Source organism: Xanthomonas sp. DAR 34887 (assembly GCF_041245805.1).
Taxonomy (GTDB): domain Bacteria; phylum Pseudomonadota; class Gammaproteobacteria; order Xanthomonadales; family Xanthomonadaceae; genus Xanthomonas_A; species Xanthomonas_A tesorieronis.
This window is the reverse complement of record NZ_CP162490.1, coordinates 4,605,023-4,626,182: the sequence shown is the minus strand read 5'-3', so window position 1 is coordinate 4,626,182 and position 21,160 is coordinate 4,605,023. Positions and strand designations below refer to the sequence as shown.

The following is a 21,160-nucleotide window of genomic DNA, read 5'->3' as shown; positions in this document are numbered from 1 at the left end:
ATTCTCATGTCCCCAGTCGTCGGCATCGACGTCGCCAAACGCAGTTTCGACCTGGCCATCGACCTGGCCAACGGCAAGTACCGCACCAAGGCCAAGCTACCCAACGATCCGAAGGGCTTCCACGCCCTGCATGCGTGGTTGCGGACCCATGCGCAGCCGGACAGCTGGATCGTCATGGAAGCCACCGGCACCTATCACGAGGCGCTGGCCGAGTTTGTCCATGGGGAGGGCTATCGCGTGTGCGTGCTCAACCCGGCGCAGATGGCGCTGTATGCACGCAGCCAGCTGACCCGGGTCAAGACCGACCGCAGCGATGCCAAGCTGATCGCCAGCTATGGCCTGCGTCACCGGGAGTCGCTGCGGCGCTGGCAGCCCGATCCGCCGGCGCTCAAGCAGCTCAAGGCGCTGGTGCGGCGTCGGGACGACCTGCTGCAGATGCTGCAGATGGAGCGCAACCGCCTGGACGTGGCTACACTGGTGGTGCGCGACTCGATCCTGGAGAACATCGGCCAGTTGCAGGCGCGCATCGCGCAGATCGAACGGGCCATCGACGATCATATCGACCAGGATCCCACCTTGCGCGGGCAGCGCGAGCTGCTGGTCAGCATCGACGGCATCGCCGACACCAGCGCGGCCTTGATACTGGCCGAACTTGGCAACGTGGACCGCTTCGCCCGCGCTTCGGCGGTGACCGCCTTTGCCGGGCTCAACCCACGCCTGCAAGAGTCCGGCAAGCGCCAGGGGCAGGTTTGCATCTCCCGCACTGGCTCCCCGCGCCTGCGTGCTGGCCTGTTCCTGCCGGCCTTGGTCGCCATGACCCACAATCCGGTCGTCCGTGCGCTGAAGCAGCGCATGCGACAACGCGGCAAGGCCAACAAGCAGATCATCTGCGCCGCCATGCGCAAGCTGCTGCACATCGCCTATGGCGTGCTCAAATCACGCACACCCTTCGATCCTCAAAAGGCCATTGCCTGTTAGGCCGGAAGACGGTATCTACACATGCGCGCGGTGCTCTTGTAGGAGCGGCTTCAGCCGCGACAGAAGGACGAAGTGGCCATGATGCCAAGGCGTCCATGAAAAACGCGGCCACAACACCACCGTCTACCGCCATGCCTTTGACACTCCACGGCATCTGGAACGTCTCGATGCCGGAACCTGCAGGCTGGGCGTGTCGGCGTCTCGCAAGTGCATCGACATGCTTTTAGGGTTTATTAGAGGCGCCCTTCGGCCGCGACGAACGAAGGACCGATCGGTCCGATTCCGATGACAGCGGGGTGAGGTCTCTCTCGCGTCGCGCGCGGAAGGCGGCGCGCGTCTTCGCATGCAGCTTCAGCTACGAGATGCCGACGATGCCGGCAATGGGCTGGGGGGAAGTGTCCGACGCGGCGCCATGTGCGGATCGTCCAAGCGGTATCGATCGCGTGGCGGTTTACACATAACGTCGGAGTGTCCGCTGCGTGTCGCCCAAAAAAGACCCGGCCGTGCCGTCGAATCCAAAGGGAGAGAGCCTCTTCATCGACGGCGTCCGGCCGGTGGTGAATTTATGCGCCCGTGCCGTGGCGACGGTTTGCCGGCGTGTGCCAGCGGCTGGCAAGGTGTTGGGGTTGCGTTAAAACCAGTTGTGCATCGATTCAGCGCGTTGGCGCCGGCGGATCAGCGGCCCGCACGCAGGCCATGGCGTATGCGCCTTCGGGCGCGGAAGGCTAGGGCGTGTCGCCGACCGCGCTCAGGAACGCCAGCTTGCGCGCGCGCGGCAACTGCTTGATCGCCCACTCCGCGCGCGAGGCGGCCGCGCGATCGGGGTAGGCGCGGCTGGCGAGCAGGCGCAGCGGCGGATGCGCTCGCGTGTACTTGGCGCCGGTTCCGCGCAGGTGCGCCGCGTAGCGGGCCTGCAGGTCGGTGGTGATGCCCGCGTAGTAGCTGCCGTTACGGCATTCGATCAGATACAGGAACCAGGGCGAGGCAGGGGCCATCGGCGCATTATCGGCAAGTCACGGCGCATTGCCAGCTGCTTGCGGCCTGCTTGCGGTCGCGACACGCGCCGATGGAGCGACGCCGCGGTGCGCCGACTGCCGTACCGCCTCGCGTGTCGAACCGCGCGGCGCGATGCCGGCCATTCTCACCGACTACATCGAAGCGCGCCCCGCACTGCTTTGTTTCCTGATGTGCAGCGACAGGCGCGGCTCAGCGCGCAGGCCAATGCCATGCGGGGCGGTCGAGCTCGCGCAGGCCTGCCACGTCGCTCTGGCCGTGCTCCTTGACCAGCATGTGGTGCAGGCAGTCCGGCTGCTGCTCCAGCGCGGCGATCAGGCGGCTGGCATGCGAGACCACGATGATCTGTGCGTGCCGTGCCGCCGCGCCGATCAAGCGTGCCAGCGCCGGCAGCAGATCCGGATGCAGGCTCGCTTCCGGTTCGTTGAGCACCAGCAGCTCCGGCGGGCGTGGGGTCAGCAGGGCCGAGATCCACAGCAGGTAGCGCAGGGTGCCGTCGGACAGTTCGGCCGCGGACAGCGGGCGCAGCAGGCCGTGCTGGCGCATCGCGAGATCGAAGCGCCCGGCCGCCACCTCCACCGACAGCGTGGCGCCGGGGAAGGCATCGTCGATCGCCTCGTGCAATCGTTCGGCATCGCCGATCTCGAGAATGGTCTGCAGCGCCGCGGCAAGGTCGGCGCCGTCGTTGCTCAGCACCGGGGTATGCGTTCCGATCTGCGCGGTGCGCGCGGGTGCTGCGACATCGGTGCGGAAATGATCGTAGAAGCGCCAGCGGCGAATGCTCTCCCGCACCGTGTGCATCTCGGGGCTGGCGCGCGGATCGGAGAACTGCGCCAGCACGCTGTCGAAACTGGCGATGCCGGCCTCGGCGTCGACCCAGCGTCCGGCGCGATCGCGCATCCGCACCGCAGGTCCGCTGCGGTCCACCAGCAATGCCGCAGGCCGCAGGAACGGCCCGGCCCAGATGCATTCGCGTTTGATCTGGGGGTCCAGCGCGAACGCCGACGACGATGGCAGCGGTAGCCCGAGGTCGATCGCATAGCTGAATTGATCGCTGGCATAGCCCAACTTCAGGCTGACCGGTTGCTGCCTGACCGTCCCTTCGACCGGATGCTCGCCGCGTTTGACCGCGCGCCCGATCCGTTCCGGTCCTGCCCACAAGGCCGACGGTAGCCCGCCTTCGCGCGCCAGTGCGGCGATGACGGCGCCTTGTGCCGTCTCCGCCAGCAGCCGCAGTGCGCGGTAGACGTTCGATTTCCCGCTGCCGTTGGCGCCGGTGACCAGCGTCAACCCGGAGAGCGGCAGAACCAGGTCGCGCAGGGAGCGATAGTTGGAGACGGCCAGGGAAGTCAGCATCGGCGAAGGATACGTCGGTTGTGCGCCCAGGTGGCTTGGTGGCGTTCTGCGCAGACCTTAGAGGAGGCGCGTTGCGTGGCGGCGACAGCTGCGCCCTGCCGCTACCGATGGTCGGCCGATGTCGCTCCGCAGCGGCGCGGACTCACTTCGCCGCGTGCATCGTCCCGGTATCCAGCCAGCGCTGATGCCAGGACAGGGCTTCGGGCAGCAGGTGCGGGGTGTGCTTGCCGTAGCTGCCGTGCAGGGCGCGGTCGAAATAGTCTTCCAGCTGCGCACGGTAGCTCGGGTCCACGCAGTGGTCGATCAGTTGCCGGGCGCGGTGCCGCGGCGGCAGGCCGCGCAGATCGGCCAGGCCGTGTTCGGTGACGATGATGGAGACGTCGTGCTCGGTGTGGTCCACGTGGCTGACCATCGGCACGATCGCCGAGATGCTGCCGTGCTTGGCGGTGCTGGGACTGAGGAAGATCGACAGGAAGCCATTGCGGGCGAAGTCGCCGGAGCCGCCGATGCCGTTCATGATGCGGCTGCCCATCACGTGGGTGGAATTGACGTTGCCGTACAGGTCGGCTTCGATCATGCCGTTCATGCCGATGCAGCCCAGCCGCCGCACCAGTTCCGGATGATTGGAGATCTCCTGCGTGCGCAGGATGATGCGCTCGCGATAGAAGTCGATGTTGCGCTTGAACTCCTCGTTCGCCTCCGGACTCAGCGCGAAACCGGTGCACGAGGCCACCTTCAGCACGCCGCTGCGCAGCAGGTCGAGCATGCCGTCCTGGATCACCTCGGTGAAGGCGCTCAGGTCGCGGAACCCGCTGCTGGCCAGGCCGGCAAGCACCGCGTTGGGAATATTGCCCACGCCCGACTGCAGCGGCAGCAGGTTGGCCGGCAGCCGGCCCTTGCGCACTTCGTGCTGGAGGAAGTCGATCAGGTGCGCGGCGATGCGCTCGCTGGTGGCATCGGCCGGGGTGAACGGGCTGTTGCGGTCGGGGCCGTGGGTGCGCACCACCGCCACGATCTTGTCCGGATCGCAGCGCAGCGACGGCTCGCCGATGCGGTCTTCGGCGTGCAGCAGCGGGATCGGCTTGCGCTGCGGCGGCAGCGCGGTGCCGTAGTACACGTCGTGCATGCCGTCGATGCCGGCCGGCTGCCAGTCGTTGACCTCGACGATCACCTTCTTGGCCAGGTCCAGCCAGGTCTTGTTGTTGCCGATCGAGGTGGACGGGATCAGGCTGCCGTCGGCGCGGATGCCGGCCACTTCCACCACCGCGGTGTCGATCTGGCCGTAGAAGCCGAACCACACGTGCTGGGCGACGTGGCTGAGGTGGATGTCGATGTAGTCCAGGGTGCCGGCGTTGATCCGCTGGCGTGCGTCCGGGTCGGACTGGAACGGCATGCGCATGGCGATGCCCTCGGCCTTGGCCAGCGCGCCGTCCAGTTCCGGCGCGGTGGAAGCGCCGGTCATCAGCCGGATCTTGAACGCCTGGCCCTGCAGGTGCGCGGCCTCGATCCGCTGCGCCAGCGCGATCGGCACCGCCTTCGGGTAGCCCGAGCCGGTGAAGCCGCTCATCGCCACCGTCTCGCCGGGCTGGATCAGCGCGGCGGCGGCCTCGGCGGTGACGATGCGCTCGCGCAGGCGCGGGTGGAGGATGCGTTCGGCGGACATGGGGGCGACCGTGACAGGAGGAGGAAACCGCAATTATCGCGGATCACACCGGGCCTGGGTTTGCGGCGCCGGCCCGCTGGTGCCGCTGCCGGCCCGCTTTCACGCGGCCCACGCCGTGGCGCGGCGATAGTGCCGTGGTGCCGCCCTTCGCCCGCCTCTCGCCGAACGCCGCCCTCGAACGCTACCGGCGCTGGCCGCGTCCGTTGCGCCTGCTGCTGCGCGGGCTGCTGATCGCCTATCTGCTGTACCTGCTGTTGGGCAACGTGTTCCTCAACACGCCGCTGTTCGACATGGCGACCAACCGCAAGCCGGAAAAATTCCGCATGCAGACCGGCCCGGCGCTGACCGTACTGCCGGGCTTCGTCACCGCGTGGGACGTGCGCATGCGCGGGCACGTGCAGCGCAGCGTCTGGACCCTGCGCGCCGATCGCGCCAGCGCGCGCATCGCGCTGTTGCCGCTGCTGCACCGCGAGGTGCGTCTGCCATGGTTGGAGGCGGTGAACGTGATCGGCGAGATCGACCGCGTCGCCGACGCCATCCCGCCGCCGCCGCCCAGCGACCAGGGTTGGACCCTGCGCTTCGACGCGATCCACAGCGGCACGCTGCGCCGCGCGCGCTTCGGCGAGCTGGCGGTCGAAGGCAAAGGCCATGGCACGGTCGGCTTCCTCAAACAGCTCAAGGGCGGGCCGTCGGAACTGTTCCCGTCGCAGATCGTGTTCGACGACGCCAGCGTGCGCTACGGCAAGCGCCAGATCGCCGACCAGGCGCACCTGGACGCGCGCTTCTCGTTCCCGCGCCACTACCGGGCGCAGGCGCCAGGCCTGCGCAAGCTCGGCATCGCCGACCTGGCGCTGCAGCTGCACGGGCGCAGCGTGGCGCTGCGCATCGACACCGCCGGGGCGCAGACGCGCTTGAGCACCGAGCCTGGCCTCGGCCACGTGGAGGCGAACCTGCGCATGGTGCGCGGCGAACTGCAGCCGGGCAGCAAGCTCAACTGGCGCGTGCCGCTGCACGCCGGCGTCGGCGCCACCGATCGCGGCGTGCTGGCGCTGCTGCTCGACGTCGATCGCGACATCCGGCTGCGCGCGCGCCTGCCCGGGCAGGTCGATCCGCGCAGCATGCTCGAGGCCGATGTGCGCATCGCCGGGCGCAGCGTGCCGTTCGCCGATCCCGCGGCGTTGCTGCCGCGCCTGTCCGGCACGGTGCAGGGACGCTGGCATTTCGAATCGCTGAACTGGATCAGCGACCTGCTGGTCCGCAAGCCATGGTTCCGGCTCGATGGCGGCGGCGACGTGTCCGCCGATCTGCGCCTGGCGCACGGCGCGTTGCAGCCCGGCAGCCGCCTCGACGTGCCCGACGTGCAGGCCGTGGCCGATGTGCTGCGGCTGCGCATCCGCGGCCAGGCGCAGGCGGCCGGGCGCATCGTCGGCACGGCCGCGCAGCCGCGCACGCAGGTCGACGTGCGCATGCACACCTTCGCCCTGGCGCCGCTGGCCGAACCCAAGGCGATCTTCGTGCAGGGCGAGAACCTGCGCCTGGATCTGCAGGGCGACGGTGCGCTGGCGACGCTGAAGGAATCGTTGCAGGCACGCATGCGCTTCGACGATGCGCGCGTGCCGGACCTGCGCGCCTACAACCGCTACCTGCCGGCATCGCAGGTGCGCGTGCTCGGCGGCAGCGGATCGCTCAGCGGCGATCTGCAGCTGGATGCGGCCGGGCAGGTGGGCGAAGGCAGCGTCCGCATGCGCGGCCGCCAGGCGCAGCTGCAGGCGGCCGGACTGACGCTGACGGGCGACCTGGATCTCGCGGCGCGGCTGCGCCGCGCGGAACTGCACGGCAAGCGTTTCGACCTGAGCGGCAGCACGCTGCGCCTGCAGGGCGTGCGCTACGGCGACGGCGCCAGGCAGCGCGACTGGTGGGCCACGCTGCGCGTGCCGCAGGGGCGCATCGCCGCGACCCCGGCCACGCAGGCCGATGCGCAGGTGCAGATCCAGATGCGCGATGCCGGTCCGGTGCTGGCGGTGTTCGCGCAGCGCAGCGATGCGCCGGCCTGGCTGCTCAAGCTGGCCGATGCCGGCGAGCTGGATGCCAGCGGCCAGCTGCGCTGGCGCAAGGACGCGCTGTGGCTGGATCGCCTGCAGGCGGAAAACCAGCGCGTGTCGCTGCGCGCGCGGCTGCGCGTCGGCGACGCCGGTACCCAGGGCGACCTGTATGCGCGCTGGGGCGTGCTCGGTGTCGGCGTTGAGCTACGCGGCGAGCAGCGGCAATGGCATCTGCTCGGCGCACGCGAATGGTACGAGCGGCAACCGGCGTGGCTGTCGGACACGCTGCCCGCTCCGGCGCCGACGCCGCCATAAGGGCACCTTTAATACCTCCATCTGGAAGCTGCACGCTGCGCTTGGCGATGGCGTGTTCCTTTTTCCTGTCGTGGCTGAAGCCGCTCCTACAAGAGCACGGCGCGCATGTGTAGGAGCGGCTTCAGCCGCGACAGGAGGACGAAGTGGCCGTGATGCAAGACGCCCATGAAAAGCGCGGCCGCAGCGCCACCGAGTCCACCGCCAATGCGTCTTTTGCCCATCGCATCCCGCACGGATCGATGCCGTAACCTGCGGGCTGGGCAGCATGTGGCGATCGTTTCGCCAAGCACATCCGACACGCTCAGGTGGGACGGCGAGGTTTACGCGCCAGGTGCAGGGCACGTTGTATAAGGACCTGAGGCTGTGAAGACAGGACGTCGCCGCATACTGCATCGCAGCAGAATGTACCGCCCGGTTTCATTTTGCAGTGCAGCGTGCAATGTGCAAAAAAAGCGCCCAAGATCAACCTGCATCCCGACGTGGGGGAGGGAGCAAGGCCCGCTGGCAGTTCGCTGCAAGCGGGCTTTTTTTTGCCTGGAGTTTGGTTAACCCAGAGCACCGCGTCGACTTTTCAGGCCGCGCTTTCGCAAGGCGCCAGGCGTGGTCGGCCATCGTGTACGACGCGCCATCGCCTGATTCTGCCTGCGGCTCGGCCGATCGCCTCGTGGATGCGCAGTGCGGCCTCTGTCTGCCGGCGCGCCGGGATGCCAGAATCGACGGATGCCCGCATCTTCCCCGCTTGTCCCCGACACGCTGCAACCCTTGCTCGACCGCAACCTGGCGCGTTTGCGCCAGGCCACCGGCGCGCGGCCCTGGCCCGATCGCCCGGGCTTCGACGCCGACCTGCAGCGCGCGGTGCTCGCCAGCGACTTCCTGCTCGACACGCTATGCCGGCAACCGCCGTTGCTCGAGCACCTGGCGCAGCCCGATCCGCCGCCGCTGCCGGTGCCGCAGCTGGATCCGGCGCAGCCGGCGGCGTGGCCGGCGCAACTGCGCCGCTATCGCGCGGCGGCCTCGGCGCGGCTGGTGTGGCGCGACGTGCTGGGCCTGGACGATGTCGATGCGACCCTGGCCGGCAGCACGCAGTTGGCCGAGACCTGCCTGGGCATCGCGTTGCAGGCGCTGGAAGGCGAATTCGCCACGCGCCACGGCGTGGTCCGTGCCGCCGACGGCAGCGCGCAGCGGCTGGTGGTGTTCGGCCTGGGCAAGCTCGGCGGCGGCGAGCTGAACTTCTCCTCGGACGTGGACCTGGTCTACGCCTATCCGCAGGGCGGCGAATCCGATGGCGCGCGTGCGCTGGCCGCCGAGGAATACTTCGCGCGCCTCGGCCAGCGCCTGGCGCGGCTGCTGGACGAGACCACCGCCGATGGTTTCTCACACCGCGTGGACCTGCGCCTGCGCCCGTTCGGCACGGCTGGGCGGGTGGCGCTGTCGTTCGCCGGCATGGACCACTACTTCCAGCGCGAGGGCCGCGACTGGGAGCGCTATGCATGGCTGAAGGCGCGCGCGGTGGCCGGCGACATCGCCGCCGGCGAGGACTGGCTGCAGACGCTGCGCCCGTTCGTGTACCGGCGCTACCTCGACTTCACCGCACTGGATGGATTGCGCGAGATGAAGGCGGCGATCACCGCCGAAGTCGCGCGCCACGATCGCCTCGACGACATCAAGCGCGGTCCCGGCGGCATCCGCGAGATCGAATTCCTGGTGCAGTCGCTGCAACTGATCCGCGGCGGCCGCGAACCGGCGCTGCGCGAGCGCCGCCTGTTGCCCGCGCTGCAGGCGTTGGTCGCCGGCGCCCAGGTCGCGGCCGAGGATGGCGCGGCGCTGGCCCACGCGTACCGCTTCCTGCGCCAGGTCGAAAACCGCCTGCAGATGCTGCGCGACGCGCAGACCCATGCGCTGCCGGAAGATCCGCTGGATCGCGCGCGCATCGCGCTCGGTCTCGGCTATGCCGATTGGGCGCAGCTGTATGCCGCGTTGCAGGTGCAGCGCGACCGCGTCGCCGCCGAATTCGCCGAGTTGCTGGCGCCGCGGGTACAGGCCGTGGCGCCGGATGCGCTGGCCAGCTACTGGCGCGGCCTGCCGGACGACGCCGACGCGCAGGTGTTGGCCGCCGCCGGCTTCGCCGATGCCGAGGGCGCCGACCAGGCGCTGCGCGGCTTCGTGCAATCGCTGGGCGTGCGCACGCTGTCGGACGCGGCGCGCGCGCGGCTGGATCGGGTGCTGCCGGCCTTGCTGCACGCCGCCGCGCGTTCGCCGCAGGCCGATGCCGCGTTGCACCGCGTGCTCGGCCTGCTGCAGGCGATCCTGCGCCGCGCCAGCTATCTGGCCTTGCTCGACGAACAGCCCAGCGCGCTGGCGCGGTTGGTCGACGTGCTGGCGCGCAGCGCGTTCCTGTCCGAACGTTTGGTCGCGTATCCGCTGCTGCTGGACGAACTGCTCGACAGCCGCGTTGCCGGGCCGATGCCGGATCGGACGGCGATGCAGCGGCTGTGCGACAGCGCGGTCGCCGCTGCCGGCGACGATCCGGAAGCCGCCCTGCGCGGCCTCAACGAAGCGCGCCAGGCACTGAGTTTCCGCATCGCGTTGGCCGCGCTGGATCGGCGCCAACCGGCGGTGCACAGCGCCCGCCAACTCGCCGAACTGGCCGAAGCGGTGGTGTTGACCGTGTTGCGCCTGGCCCGCGGCGAGTTGGCCGCCGCCCATGGCGAAGTGCCGGGCGGCAGCTTCGCGATCGTCGGCTACGGCAGCCTCGGCGGCATCGAACTGGGCATCGGCTCGGACCTGGACCTGGTGTTCCTGTACGACCATGCCGCCGGCGCGGAGGCCTCCACCGGGCCGCGTCCGCTGGAGAGCGGGCGCTGGTTCGCGCGCCTGGCGCAGAAGGTGATCGCCTTGCTCGGTGCGGTCACCGGCGGCGGCCGCCTGTACGACATCGACGTGCGCCTGCGCCCGGACGGCGGCAAGGGCGCGCTGGTATCGTCGCTGGCCAGCTATACCGAGTACCAGCGCGAGCGCGCCTGGACCTGGGAACACCAGGCGCTGGTGCGCGCGCGCGGCGTGGCCGGCGATGCCGCGTTGCTGCAGCACTTCGAGCAGGTGCGGGCGCAGACCCTGGCGCGCCCGCGCGATGCGGCGCAGCTGCGCGAGGACGTGGTGAAAATGCGCGCGCGCATGCGCGCCGAGCTGGACCGCAGCGATGCCGCGCGTTTCGACCTGAAGCAGGGCGCCGGCGGCCTGGTCGACCTGGAATTCCTGCTGCAGGCCGGGGTGCTGCTCGGCGCCGCGCAGCATCCCGAGCTGACCGTGCCGCGCACGACGCCCGCATTGATCGACGCGCTGGCCGCCAGCGGCTGGGTGGCCGCGGAGCGCGCGCAGCGCCTGCATGTCGCGCACGACACATTGGTGGACGCAGGCCTGTCCTGCACGCTGGACCGGCGCCCGCGCTTGACCGCGCGCACCGCGGCGCTCGACGCGGCGCGCGCGGCGATCCGCGATGCGGCGGCGGCGCTGCAGCTTGCGTTCGTGGACGGGCGCGACACCGCGGCAGCGCCGTGACCGGCGCTGTCGCCGCTCACACGCTCACGTACTGCGACTGGAACCAGACCGCATCGGCGCCGGTCGCCGCGACCCGGTCCGGATCCACGCCGAACAGCGCCAGATAGGCGGATTTCCAGATGCCGGCCTGCCCGGCGCTGAGGTCGCGCCACTGCGCGTGGAACGCGGCGGCGTCGAACGTGCGCACGATCTGCACCGTGTGCCCGAGGAAGGCTTCGAACAGATAGATCTGCGGCGCGGACACCAGGATGTTGAAATTGTGGTTCAGGCCCGACGGATCGCCCTGCATCACGATGTTGACGAAATCGCCGTCGGCGAAGCTCGGCAACGGCGTGTCGCCGGCCTTGTACTCCATCGAGGCCGGCTCGGCGCCGCCGCCGATGACCTCGCGCAGCAGGGTCGGCCCGAAGTCGTTGCACGACCATTGCGGGGAGGACGCCGCAGGTGTCGTCAACGTGGGGATCGGCGCACCCGGCGGCCGCATCAGCAGCAAGGTGTTGTCGAGGGCCGCCAGGGCGGTGTCGGGATCGATGTTGAAAGGCACGGCGCGCTCCTGATGGCGGAGGATGGCGATGCAGCGAGGCATCGGTGTCGCCTCCTTCAACGCTGCGCGCGGCGGCCTGTGAAGCGGATGCGGGTCCGGCCGGCTGCGATCAGCGTGTCGGTGCCATCCGCCACAGCAGCGCGCGGAACGGCGCCAGCAGGAACACGCCGATGCCCAGCTTCACCGCCAGATCGCCGGCCGCCCAGCTGACCCACGGCAGCGCCGAGCCGGCGAAGGCGATCGACCAGAAGATCGTCGTGTCCAGCGTCGCGCTGCAGGTGGTGGCCACGATCGGCGCGCGCCACCAGCGGCCGCGGCGCAGGCGGTCGAACACGGCAATGTCCAGCAACTGCGCGGCGATGAACGCCAGGCACGAGGCGGCGGCGATGCGCGGCGTGGCGATCCAGATCGACAGCAGCACCGCCAGCGCGAAGCCGCACCAGGCCACGCGTCGCGCCGCGCGCGGGCCGAAGCGCCGATTGATCAGATTGCTGACCAAAAACGCCAGCGGATAGCTGAAGGCGCCCCAGGTCAGCCAGTCGTTGATCGGGAACTGCACCAGCACGTTGGACAGCAGCACCACCGCGCCCATCGCCAGTACCGCCAGCAGCAGGGCACGCGGGGTCAATGCAGCGAACGCGGAGGACGAGGGAGAGGAAGGCGGATGCACGGATGCGGCACGGCGGACGGGACCAGGCGGCGCATTATCGCGGCGCGGTGGTGTTGCGGCCAGCGCTGCAGGCCGTCTCCCGTTCGCCATGCGTTTCTGTAGGAGCGGCTTCAGCCGCGACAGGGTTCTGGCTGCGGAGGGTTTCTGTCGCGGCTGAAGCCGCTCCTACAAGGACAAGCATGCCGGTGTTCTGCTCCCACACGATGGCGGGTGGGCCTGCACAACGCGTTAGCGCCCGCTCGGCGCCGCCGTCCCATCCACCGCCGCGCGGCCAAGCGCCGGGTCGTCGGTGAAGAAGGCATCCACGCCCGCTGCAATGAACGCGCGCATCTCGGCGATGCTGCCGGCGGCATTCACCGCCGCCGGGCCGCGGGTGTCCTGCAACCGCTTGGGCAGGAAGTAGTTCTCCGGGCGGAACGTGTACGGCACCACCTGCAGTCCGGCCGCATGCGCGTCGGCGACGAAGGCGGTGGGCGCGGCCAGCGCGCCGTCGGCATCGAGCGGAACGATGGCGCGCAGGCTGGGGCTGACCAGCTGCGCGTACTTGGCGATCGCGCGCAGGCCCTGCGCGCTGCCCATCTGCGCATAGGTCGGGCCATCGCGCAGCTGGTCGCCCGGGCGCTCCTTCGGATCGCCCAGCAACTGCACCAGGCGTACGTTCGGATGGATATCGCCGAGCTGGCGGTGCAGGTAGTGCAGGTTGCCGATCTCGAACGACTGCACGATCACCGGCGCGCTGCGCGTGTACGCATGCGCGTCCAGCGTGGCCAGCACCTTGTCTTCCATCGCCAGGCCCAGCGACTGGAAATAAGTGCCGTGCTTGATCTCCGGAATCAGCCCGATCTGGCGCCCGCGCGCGGCCGACTCGGCCGCGGCGAAATCGATGATCTCGTCGAAGGTGAGCAACTGGAACTGGCCGTCGAAGGCGGTGCCACGCAATTGCGGCAGGCGCTCGCGCGCGCGCAGCGTCTTCAGTTCGGCCAGGGTGAAGTCTTCGGTGAACCAGCCTTCCACGCGCTGCCCATCGATCTGCTTGGCCGTCTTGCGCGCGGCGAATTCCGGATGCGCGGCGACATCGGTGGTGGCGCCGATCTCGTTCTCGTGGCGCGCCACCAAGGCGCCGTCCTTGGTCGAGACCAGGTCCGGCTCGATGAAGTCGGCGCCGTCGGCGATCGCCTTCGCATATGAGGCCAGCGTGTGTTCGGGGCGCAGCGCGCTGGCGCCGCGGTGACCGATCACCAGCGGCTTTTGCGCACCCGGAGCCGCGGCGTTGTCGGCCGCGGCGGTCAGCGACGACAGCGCCATCGAACATCCCAGCATCCAGACCATGGGTTTCATCATCGCATGCGCTCGGCGGCCAGGTGGGAGCAGGATGCGCGCGTTCAGAAGCGCGCGTCCAGGGTCAAGAACACCTGCCGCGGCGCGCTGGCGTGGAAGGCCAGCGAGCGCCCGTTCGGATCGCTGTTGCTGAACGCAGTGAGGTTGGAGGCGTAGCGCTTGTCGGTCAGGTTGGTCACGTTGAGCGAGAGCTTCAGGTCCTGCAGGAACGACACCGCGCCGAAGTCGTAGCCGGTGCCGGCGTCGAACGCGGTGTAGCCGCCGAAGCCCTGGTCGTTGGTGTAGGTGTAGTAGCGCTGGCCGGTGTACTTGCCGCGCAGGTTCGCGTTCCAGCCGTTCCAGTTCCAGCTGATCTCGCTGGTGAGCATGCGCTTGGGCGTGTCCACCGTGTACTTGCCGGCGGTGGGGATGACCACGCCGTTCTGCACGTAGTTGTCGTCGTAGGTGGAGCGGTTGATCGAGGCCGAGTTGTACCACTGCAGGTGCGCGGTCGGCTTCCAGATGAAGGTCAGCTCGCCGCCGCGGCTGCTGACCGAGCCGACGTTGAAGAAGCGCGTGGTGCATGCCGGCGTGGTGCCCTGCTGGATGCTCGGGCAGGGGTTGAGCGAAAGCAGGCGGTTGTCGAAGGTCACGTCGTAGCCGACCAGCGAGGCCTCGAACTGGTCGCGCACCAGGCGGTAGCCGGCTTCGACGGTCTTCGATTTCTCCGGCTCCAGCGCGCCGACGCTGGCGTCGAACGAGGCCTGGGTGACCAGCAGCGGGCCGCTGGCGCCGCCGCCCTGGAACGCGGCGATGTTCTCGGCGTAGGAGGCGAACACTTCCTGCCCTTCGGCCAGGCGATAGCGCACGCCTGCCTGCGGCAGCAGCGCCTTGCTCGCCTTGAGCTCGCCATTGGCGACCGGCGATTCGACCGCGATCCCGGGCGTCTCGCGCGCGGTCATCGTGGTGTGCGGGCTCTTCGCGCCCACGTCCAGGGTCAGGCGCTCGTCGAGCAGCTTGAAGGTGCCCTGCACATAGGCCTGCTTGGTGGTGATCGTGTAGTCCTGCGAGAACAGCCGACGGTTCGGATCGCTCAGGAAGATGTCGTCGTCGATCGGGCCATCGATCCAGTAGAAATTGCGCTCCACGTGGTGCTTGTTGCGCTCGTACCACACGCCGGCTTCCAGGTGGTGCGGGCCCAGGTCCCAGCCCAGCGAGGCGATGCCGCCGGTGCGGTTGATGGTGTAGTTGGTGCTGCGGATCGAGATCGGCAGCGCCTGCGGCGTGCCCGGGTAGGAGGGCTGCCCCGGCGACCACCAGTGGCCCTGGCCTTCGTTTTCGTGGTGGTAGACCTGGGTGTGCACGCTCACCGCATCCGACGGCTGGAAATCGCCGGCGAGGTAATACAGGTCGTCGTTGCGCAGCGCGCGGCTCTGGTAATAGGCGTCGTCGATATTGTCCACACCGCCGCTGTAGCCGCAGCGGCTGGCGTCGCGGGTAGCCGGCGCGCAGTAGGCCGCGGCCAGCGCGCGCTGCCAGTCCGGCGCGTACAGGTTCCAGTCCCAGCCCAGGCCGCGGTGCAGGCCGCTCTTGGACAGGTAGGCGTAGTCGGCCTGCGAGGTGCGCGAGGTATCGACGAAGGCGGTGATCTTGCCGCCTTCGAACTGGTACACGCCCTTGCCGTTGAACTGCGCGGTGTGGGTCGGCGAGTCCGGCGGGGCCCACATGTCGGCGCTGGCGTAGATGCCGGACAGATACGCCGAAAAGCCGTTGTGCTCGCCGGTATCCAGGCGCAGGTAGGTGCGGCGGTTCTGGTCCGAGCCGAACGTCTGCGACAGGCGCACGCCGGTTACGGTGGACGGATCGTCCGAGAAATACTGTACGGTGCCGCCGAGATTGCTGGTGGACGCCGTGCCCAGGCTGCCGATGCCCGAGGCCAGCTCCACGCCGCCGAAGTTCTCGGCGATCAGCGCGCGGCTGATGTTCAGGCCGTTGTAGTTGCCGTAGGCGTTGTCGCCCAGCGGCAGGCCGTCGAGCGTGTAGCCCAGGCGCGTGCCGTTGAAGCCGCGCAGGCTCACCGTCTGCGATTCCTCGTTGGCGCCGAAGGCGTCGTTGGACTGCACGTTGACGCCGGGAATGCGGTTGAGCAGCTTCTGGATGCTGGTGCCCGGGGGCAGCACCGCCACGTCCTGGCGCGTGATGCGCTGCACCTGGCGGGTCTCGCCCTGGCCGATCACCGACACTGCATCGAGCTGTCGCACCGAAGCGTCGGCGCCTGCGTCGGCCGCAGCGGCATCGACAGCGGCCGCATCCGCCGCGGCGACGTGGGTGGCGTAGGACGACAGAACGAGCGCCAGCGCGGCGGCGAGCGGGTAGGGACGAGGCATCTTGCAATTCCATGGCAGCGGGGGAGGCGGGAACCGGCCCGGCGCAGGGCGCGCATGCGCAGACAGTGGCGATGGCGTGAGACGGTGCAGGTTCCCGTGTCAGGGTGTTGCCGAACTGTTAACGGCAGATGCAACGACGCTGACACTGCGGTGACAGCGGCCGCGATTGCGACAGCGTTTGCCATCTCCGGCGCATGCGCTTGCGTTCTGCCACAGCGCATGCACCCACCCGCATCGAATGACTCGCCGCGCGGACGAGCGCATCGTGCGCTACCCGCCGCCCAATCCCAGCAGCGTGCGCACCTGCGCCGCGATACGTGCGGTTTCGCGCAACGGCTCGCAGGCGCCGCCGCTTGCTCCCAGCCCCTCCTCACGCAAGCGGCCACGCGCGCGCAGCGCCGCATGGAAGTCGCGTGCGCGACCGCGCGCGGACGTCGGCATCGCCACCGCCACCGGCACCCGCGTGGCGCAGGCTTCCGACAGCAGGTTCACCGAATCGGGCGTGCACACGATGCGCTCGGCCCAGCCCAGCAGGCCGGCGTAGGGGTTTGCACCGTCGCCTTCGCCGCACCAGACCACCCCGGGCACGCCGGCGAATGCGTGACGCAGCGCGGCGGCCACGGCCGGCGGCGTGCGTCGCGAGGCGCTGGCGAGCACGCTGCCGCCGGTGTCGCGCAACTGCGCCGCCAAGTGTCCGAACATCGCTGCCGCCGCATCGGCGGTCCACGGCGCAAGCGCGGCGGGGCCGCCGACCAGCAACGCGGTGCGCGGCGACGGCAGCGCGCCGAAGTGCGGGAACGCCGCGCGTCCGGCGGCCAGCCAGGCATCGTCGATCGGATGCAGGCTGCCGAGCAGGGTGAGCACGTTGTCGCCGCGCAGGCGATCGTGTTCGGGCACCACCACCACGTCCCAGTGTCGCGGCGACAGGCGCGGATCCAGCACCTGCACCACGGCGCTGCCGCGTGCGCGCAGCAGCCGCGTCGCCAGCGCCGCCTGGCGGCCGCAGCCGATCGCCAGCGTGGGCGGTTGCCGCAGCACTTCGGCGAAGGCGGGGCCATAGGCCTGCGCTGCACCGGGCAACCGCCGCGGCGCCAGCCAGCGCCAGGGCGTGTGCGGGTGCAGCACCAACGCCGCGGTGGGCGATAGGGTGGGCCCAGCCAGCGCCGCGGCGAGCGCCTCCGCCTGGCGCGCGTTGCCGGCGCGGCCGTCGCTAATCGCCCAAGGCACGCCCGATCGTTTCACGTTTGGTAGTAATCCGTTGCATGGCGGCTGGGTGTTGCGGCTATCGTGCCACTCTACACTGGCCGCCTTGCGCCGAAACCGCCCACCCTAGGGGCATCGGCCTTCCCCCGACGACAAAAGGTACTCCCGCATGTCCGACGCTCTGCACGATGCCGCCCTGGATCAACTGTTCCGTACCGCCCGCACCCAGAACGCCTTCCGCGACACGCCCGTTGGCGAAGACACCCTGCGCGCCCTGTACGACCTGCTGAAGTGGGGCCCGACCGCGGCCAACGGCAGCCCGGCGCGGTTCGTGTTCGTGACCTCGGCGGCGGGCAAGGAGAAACTCAAGCCGGCGCTGTCCGAAGGCAACCTGGCCAAGACCCTGGCCGCGCCGGTGACGGTGATCGTCGCCCACGACGAGGACTTCCACGAGAAGCTGCCGTATCTGTTCCCGCATGCCGACGCCAAGAGCTGGTTCGACGGCCCGCGCGAAGGCCGCCGCGAGTCGGCGTTCCGCAACGGCACGCTGCAGGGCGCCTACCTGATCCTGGCCGCGCGTTCGCTGGGCCTGGATGCCGGCCCGATGTCCGGCTTCGACAACGCCAAGGTCGATGACGCCTTCTTCGCCGGCACCGCGATCAAGTCCAACTTCCTGGTCAACCTGGGCTATGGCGATCCTGCCGGCCTGTTCCCGCGCCTGCCGCGGCTGAGTTTCGACGAGGCTGCGCGCATCGAGTAAGCCGTTTGCGTTTCACCTTTACATCGCTGTGCCTGCGCTTGCCGCAGTTTCCCAACCACCGATTTCTTCAGGAGCTCCGCCCATGAACAAGACCCGCAAACTGCTGCTTCCGCTCGCCCTGGCGCTGGCCGTCGTCGTCGCCCAGCCCGCCACCACCGCCTTCGCCGCGCCGGCCGCCGCGGCCGCCACCGCGATCAAGGGCACCACCGGCACCTACAAGCTCGACCCGTCGCACACCGACGTGCTGGTGCAGTGGAACCACCTCGGCTTCTCCAATCCCACCGCGCACTTCGGCGACGTCGACGGCACGCTGGTGTACAACGCCGAGAACGTGGGCAAGTCCAGCGTCCAGGTGACCCTGCCGCTGTCGGGCCTCAACAGCTTCACCGCCAAGTTCGACGAACACCTGAAGAGCGCCGATTTCTTCGACGCCGCCAAGTTCCCGACCGCCACCTTCAAGAGCACCAAGGTGACCGCCGCCGGCACCAACAAGCTGAGCGTGGCCGGCGACCTGACCATCAAGGGCATCACCAAGCCGGTCGTGCTGGCGGTGACGCTCAACGGTGCCGGTCCGCACCCGATGAAGAAGGTGCCGGCGCTGGGCTTCGACGCCAGCACCACGATCAAGCGCAGCGACTTCGGCCTGGGCGCCTACGTGCCGAACGTCAGCGACGAGGTCAAGATCCGCATCACCACCGAGGCGCTGCAGGACGCGAAGTAAGCCTGCGCTCTGCGGTGGAGGCGGCGGCCCGAAAGGGGCCGCCGCTGTCGAGGGAAACGCCCGCCATTCGGCGGGCGTTTTCGTTTGTGTCGTCGTCGCGCGGCAGGTCGGCGCCGCTGGCATGGTCGCGATGCCGCGCAGCCGCGAGTGTTCAGCTGCTTGCAGTCGGGACTGAAGTCCCTCCCACAAGGGGCGATGCGTTTTGCGCGAGGGATTCAGTCCCACCGCATGACGCATAGTGCCGGCATCTCCAAGCGCTCATGTAGGAGCGGCTTCAGCCGCGACAGGAGAATGAAGCGGCCGGATCGCTCGAACCAAGTGAAGTGTCGCGGCTGAAGCCGCTCCTACAAGGAGCCCGCAAGGGAAGCATGCTTTGTGGGAGGGACTTCAATCCCAACGCGAGACCCCATGGCCCCCACATCGCCAAGCGCTTGTGTAGGAGCGGCTTCAGCCGCGACAGGAGAATGAAGCGGCTGGATCGCTCGAACCAAGTGAAGTGTCGCGGCTGAAGCCGCTCCTACAAGGAGCCCGCAAGGAAGCACGCTTTTTGTGGGAGGGACTTCAGTCCCGACGCGAGATCCATGGTGTCCGCATCGCCATGCGCTTGTGTAGGAGCGGCTTCAGCCGCGACAGGAGAATGAAGCGGCGGGATCGCTCGAACCAAGTGAAGTGTCGCGGCTGAAGCCGCTCCTACAAGGAGCCCGCAAGGGAAGCACGCTTTTTGTGGGAGGGACTTCAGTCCCGACGCGAGATCCATGGTGTCCGCATCGCCATGCGCTCGTGTAGGAGCGGCTTCAGCCGCGACAGGAGAATGAAGCGGCCGGATCGCTCGAACCAAGTGAAGTGTCGCGGCTGAAGCCGCTCCTACATTAGCTACCGCCGACGTCGGCAAAAAACCTCCGACGCGACCGCTTGAGCGCCAAGCCAGCACGCCCGCAGCCTAAGCCTCCTCCTCGCGCCCGGACTTCCAATATCCCGTCGCGCGGATCCACTCCTTCGGCACATTGAGCCGGCCTTCCACGAACTTGCGCATCATCCGCGCGCGCGCCGATTCGCAAGCGATCCAGTAGAACGCATCGCCATCCGGCACTTCGAAATCGCGCAGCGCGTCCTCCAGCAACTGGCTGCCGAGCACGGGCACGCCGTTGCGTTCCAGCCAGGTGATGCGCACCTGCGCGCGCGACGGCAATGTCTGCCGGTCGGCGAAGCCGGGGATCTCGATCAAGGCCTCCACCTGCGCGCCGGCCGGCAATGCCTCCAGCCAGCGGCCGATCGCCGGCAGCGCGGTCTCGTCGCCGATCAGCACGTAGGTGGCGTAGTCGTCTGCAGCCACGAACGAGCCGCGCGGGCCGCCGACCACCAGCGTGTCGCCCGGGTTGGCCTGCGCCGCCCAGCGGCAGGCCGGGCCGTCGCCGTGCAGCACGAAATCCAGGGTCAGTTCCTGCGCCGCCGCGTCGTAATGGCGCGGGGTGTAGTCGCGCGCGGGCGAGGGTGCGGCGTCGGCCGGGTAGACCGGGCCGTTGTCGGTCATCGTCGGCAACACGAAGACGCCATCGGCGTTGGGGAAGAACAGTTTGACGTGGTCGTCGGGCCTGGCGCTGACGAAGCCGTCCAGCTCCGCGCCGCCGACCACGATGCGGCGCATGTGCGGGGTCAGCGGTTGGGTGCGCACGACCTGCAGGTGGCGGATCCGCAGCGGATGGCGCAGCAGACGGTGTTCATGGGTGTTCATGCGGAAAAGTCCTTGGGGAAATGAGGGCGGCGCGTTGCGCCAGCGGAGAGGATGGTGTTGTGGCAAAGGCGCATGGGCAGCGCTCAGCCATCGCCGTCGCGTTCCATGCCGTCGGCGGCCTGCGCCAGCAAGTGCGCGACGCGTTCGATCTCCGCCTCGGTCCAGCGGCCGTGTCGGGCCAGCAGGCCGTGTTTGATCCGGCGCATCGCCTCGCGCACCGGGGCCGGCACATTCGCGCGGACCAGCGCGCGGGCACTGTGATGGGTGCGTTCCACCGCCGCGTCCAGCTGCGCGCGCTGCGCCTGCACGAAGGCCACACCGTCGGCGGTGATCGCGTAGCGCTTGCGTGCGGCACCGGCGTCGGCCTGCACCAGGCCCTGCGCTTCCAGTTGCGCCAGGGTGGGATAGACGGTGCCGGCGCTGGGCGTGTACAGCCCATGGAACAGATCGGCGACCGCGCGGATCAGCTCGTAGCCGTGGCGCGGCTGGGTTTCGATCATCGCCAGCAGCAGCAAGCGCAGGTCGCCATGGCCGAGCGGGCGGCTGCCGCGTCCGCCGCCGCGGCCGTGCGGGCCGCGGCCGGCGCTGTCCTCGTCGAACAGGCGGTGCGGGCGGCGGTGGCTGGGGTCGGTCGGGCGGGGCATCGTTTCGATATGTCTAATTGTTGCGAAAAGATATATCTAATTTGGGTGATGGGCAAGGTTGTTGGTTGGGCTTGTGTGGGTGGGGGTGGGGGATGGTTCAGCGGCGCGGCGTGTTGCGAGGGGGCTCTGGGTAGGTCGCGTCGCGACTTCAGGGCACCTCTAAAATCACTTCAGTCCGGAAGCTGCACGCTGCGTGTGTCGATGGCGTGTTGTTCTTCTGTCGCGGCTGAAGCCGCTCCTACAGGAGCACGGCGCG

General features: G+C 69.2%; 15 protein-coding genes. 5 read left to right on the top strand and 10 right to left on the bottom strand.

What is annotated here, in order from left to right; translation table 11 throughout:
* Positions 1-6: 6 nt before the first annotated feature.
* On the top strand, positions 7-978 hold the full coding sequence (locus tag AB3X08_RS19685) for an IS110 family transposase (protein ID WP_369934533.1): 972 nt from the start codon (positions 7-9) through the stop codon (positions 976-978).
* Positions 979-1,703: 725 nt separating this feature from the next.
* Here the strand turns inward: AB3X08_RS19685 and AB3X08_RS19680 are convergent.
* From AB3X08_RS19680 to AB3X08_RS19670, 3 genes are all read right to left on the bottom strand, one after another.
* Positions 1,704-1,973: a GIY-YIG nuclease family protein gene (locus AB3X08_RS19680; RefSeq protein ID WP_369934531.1), complete on the bottom strand. Its 270-nt coding sequence runs from the start codon at positions 1,971-1,973 to the stop codon at positions 1,704-1,706.
* A 211-nt stretch (positions 1,974-2,184) separates the two neighbouring features.
* Positions 2,185-3,348: an AAA family ATPase gene (locus tag AB3X08_RS19675; RefSeq protein WP_369934529.1), complete on the bottom strand. Its 1,164-nt coding sequence runs from the start codon at positions 3,346-3,348 to the stop codon at positions 2,185-2,187.
* A gap of 142 nt (positions 3,349-3,490) precedes the next feature.
* Complete coding sequence (locus AB3X08_RS19670) at positions 3,491-5,011, bottom strand: acetyl-CoA hydrolase/transferase family protein (protein ID WP_369934528.1); 1,521 nt, start codon at positions 5,009-5,011, stop codon at positions 3,491-3,493.
* Positions 5,012-5,145: 134 nt separating this feature from the next.
* On the opposite strand from AB3X08_RS19670, the gene AB3X08_RS19665 reads away from it, so the two are divergent.
* Positions 5,146-7,368 (top strand): hypothetical protein, encoded by a 2,223-nt coding sequence (locus tag AB3X08_RS19665; protein ID WP_369934527.1) that lies wholly within the window; start codon positions 5,146-5,148, stop codon positions 7,366-7,368.
* Between the two features lie 720 nt (positions 7,369-8,088).
* A complete protein-coding gene (gene glnE, locus AB3X08_RS19660; protein ID WP_369934524.1) occupies positions 8,089-10,926 on the top strand; it encodes a bifunctional [glutamate--ammonia ligase]-adenylyl-L-tyrosine phosphorylase/[glutamate--ammonia-ligase] adenylyltransferase in 2,838 nt (945 codons plus the stop codon).
* Between the two features lie 16 nt (positions 10,927-10,942).
* Here glnE and AB3X08_RS19655 read toward each other — a convergent pair whose 3' ends face one another.
* The 5 genes from AB3X08_RS19655 to AB3X08_RS19635 form a co-directional block, all read right to left on the bottom strand.
* Entirely contained in the window at positions 10,943-11,470 is a 528-nt protein-coding gene (locus AB3X08_RS19655; RefSeq protein ID WP_369934523.1) for a hypothetical protein, read from the bottom strand.
* A 109-nt stretch (positions 11,471-11,579) separates the two neighbouring features.
* Positions 11,580-12,062, bottom strand: coding sequence for a queuosine precursor transporter (locus AB3X08_RS19650; RefSeq protein WP_369938588.1), 483 nt, complete (start codon positions 12,060-12,062; stop codon positions 11,580-11,582).
* Between the two features lie 306 nt (positions 12,063-12,368).
* The gene (locus AB3X08_RS19645; protein ID WP_369934522.1) at positions 12,369-13,481 is read right to left on the bottom strand and encodes a glycerophosphodiester phosphodiesterase; all 1,113 of its coding nucleotides are present in this window, start codon (positions 13,479-13,481) and stop codon (positions 12,369-12,371) included.
* A gap of 41 nt (positions 13,482-13,522) precedes the next feature.
* A complete protein-coding gene (locus tag AB3X08_RS19640) occupies positions 13,523-15,844 on the bottom strand; it encodes a TonB-dependent receptor (protein WP_369934520.1) in 2,322 nt (773 codons plus the stop codon).
* A gap of 270 nt (positions 15,845-16,114) precedes the next feature.
* Positions 16,115-17,086 carry a mitochondrial fission ELM1 family protein gene (locus AB3X08_RS19635; RefSeq protein WP_369934518.1) on the bottom strand — a complete coding sequence of 324 codons (972 nt, stop codon included), beginning with the start codon at positions 17,084-17,086 and terminating at the stop codon, positions 16,115-16,117.
* A 130-nt stretch (positions 17,087-17,216) separates the two neighbouring features.
* Here AB3X08_RS19635 and AB3X08_RS19630 point away from each other — a divergent pair, with 130 nt between their 5' ends.
* Entirely contained in the window at positions 17,217-17,807 is a 591-nt protein-coding gene (locus tag AB3X08_RS19630; protein WP_369934517.1) for a malonic semialdehyde reductase, read from the top strand.
* Positions 17,808-17,889: 82 nt separating this feature from the next.
* Positions 17,890-18,528, top strand: coding sequence for a YceI family protein (locus AB3X08_RS19625; protein WP_184413065.1), 639 nt, complete (start codon positions 17,890-17,892; stop codon positions 18,526-18,528).
* Positions 18,529-19,468: 940 nt separating this feature from the next.
* Here the strand turns inward: AB3X08_RS19625 and AB3X08_RS19620 are convergent.
* Positions 19,469-20,260, bottom strand: a complete 792-nt coding sequence (locus tag AB3X08_RS19620) for a siderophore-interacting protein (protein WP_369934515.1) — start codon at positions 20,258-20,260, stop codon at positions 19,469-19,471.
* 83 nt (positions 20,261-20,343) lie between these two features.
* Complete coding sequence (locus tag AB3X08_RS19615; RefSeq protein ID WP_369934514.1) at positions 20,344-20,904, bottom strand: PadR family transcriptional regulator; 561 nt, start codon at positions 20,902-20,904, stop codon at positions 20,344-20,346.
* Positions 20,905-21,160 lie beyond the last annotated feature (256 nt).

Excerpts from the sequence above, each read along its gene's own strand:
- AB3X08_RS19685 (WP_369934533.1), top strand. The coding sequence starts at position 7 with ATGTCCCCAGTCGTCGGCATCGACGTCGCCAAACGCAGTTTCGACCTG.
- AB3X08_RS19680 (WP_369934531.1), bottom strand. The coding sequence starts at position 1,973 with ATGGCCCCTGCCTCGCCCTGGTTCCTGTATCTGATCGAATGCCGTAAC.
- AB3X08_RS19675 (WP_369934529.1), bottom strand. The coding sequence starts at position 3,348 with ATGCTGACTTCCCTGGCCGTCTCCAACTATCGCTCCCTGCGCGACCTG.
- AB3X08_RS19670 (WP_369934528.1), bottom strand. The coding sequence starts at position 5,011 with ATGTCCGCCGAACGCATCCTCCACCCGCGCCTGCGCGAGCGCATCGTC.
- glnE (WP_369934524.1), top strand. The coding sequence starts at position 8,089 with ATGCCCGCATCTTCCCCGCTTGTCCCCGACACGCTGCAACCCTTGCTC.
- AB3X08_RS19650 (WP_369938588.1), bottom strand. The coding sequence starts at position 12,062 with ATGGGCGCGGTGGTGCTGCTGTCCAACGTGCTGGTGCAGTTCCCGATC.
- AB3X08_RS19645 (WP_369934522.1), bottom strand. The coding sequence starts at position 13,481 with ATGATGAAACCCATGGTCTGGATGCTGGGATGTTCGATGGCGCTGTCG.
- AB3X08_RS19640 (WP_369934520.1), bottom strand. The coding sequence starts at position 15,844 with ATGCCTCGTCCCTACCCGCTCGCCGCCGCGCTGGCGCTCGTTCTGTCG.
- AB3X08_RS19630 (WP_369934517.1), top strand. The coding sequence starts at position 17,217 with ATGTCCGACGCTCTGCACGATGCCGCCCTGGATCAACTGTTCCGTACC.
- AB3X08_RS19625 (WP_184413065.1), top strand. The coding sequence starts at position 17,890 with ATGAACAAGACCCGCAAACTGCTGCTTCCGCTCGCCCTGGCGCTGGCC.
- AB3X08_RS19620 (WP_369934515.1), bottom strand. The coding sequence starts at position 20,260 with ATGAACACCCATGAACACCGTCTGCTGCGCCATCCGCTGCGGATCCGC.
- AB3X08_RS19615 (WP_369934514.1), bottom strand. The coding sequence starts at position 20,904 with ATGCCCCGCCCGACCGACCCCAGCCACCGCCGCCCGCACCGCCTGTTC.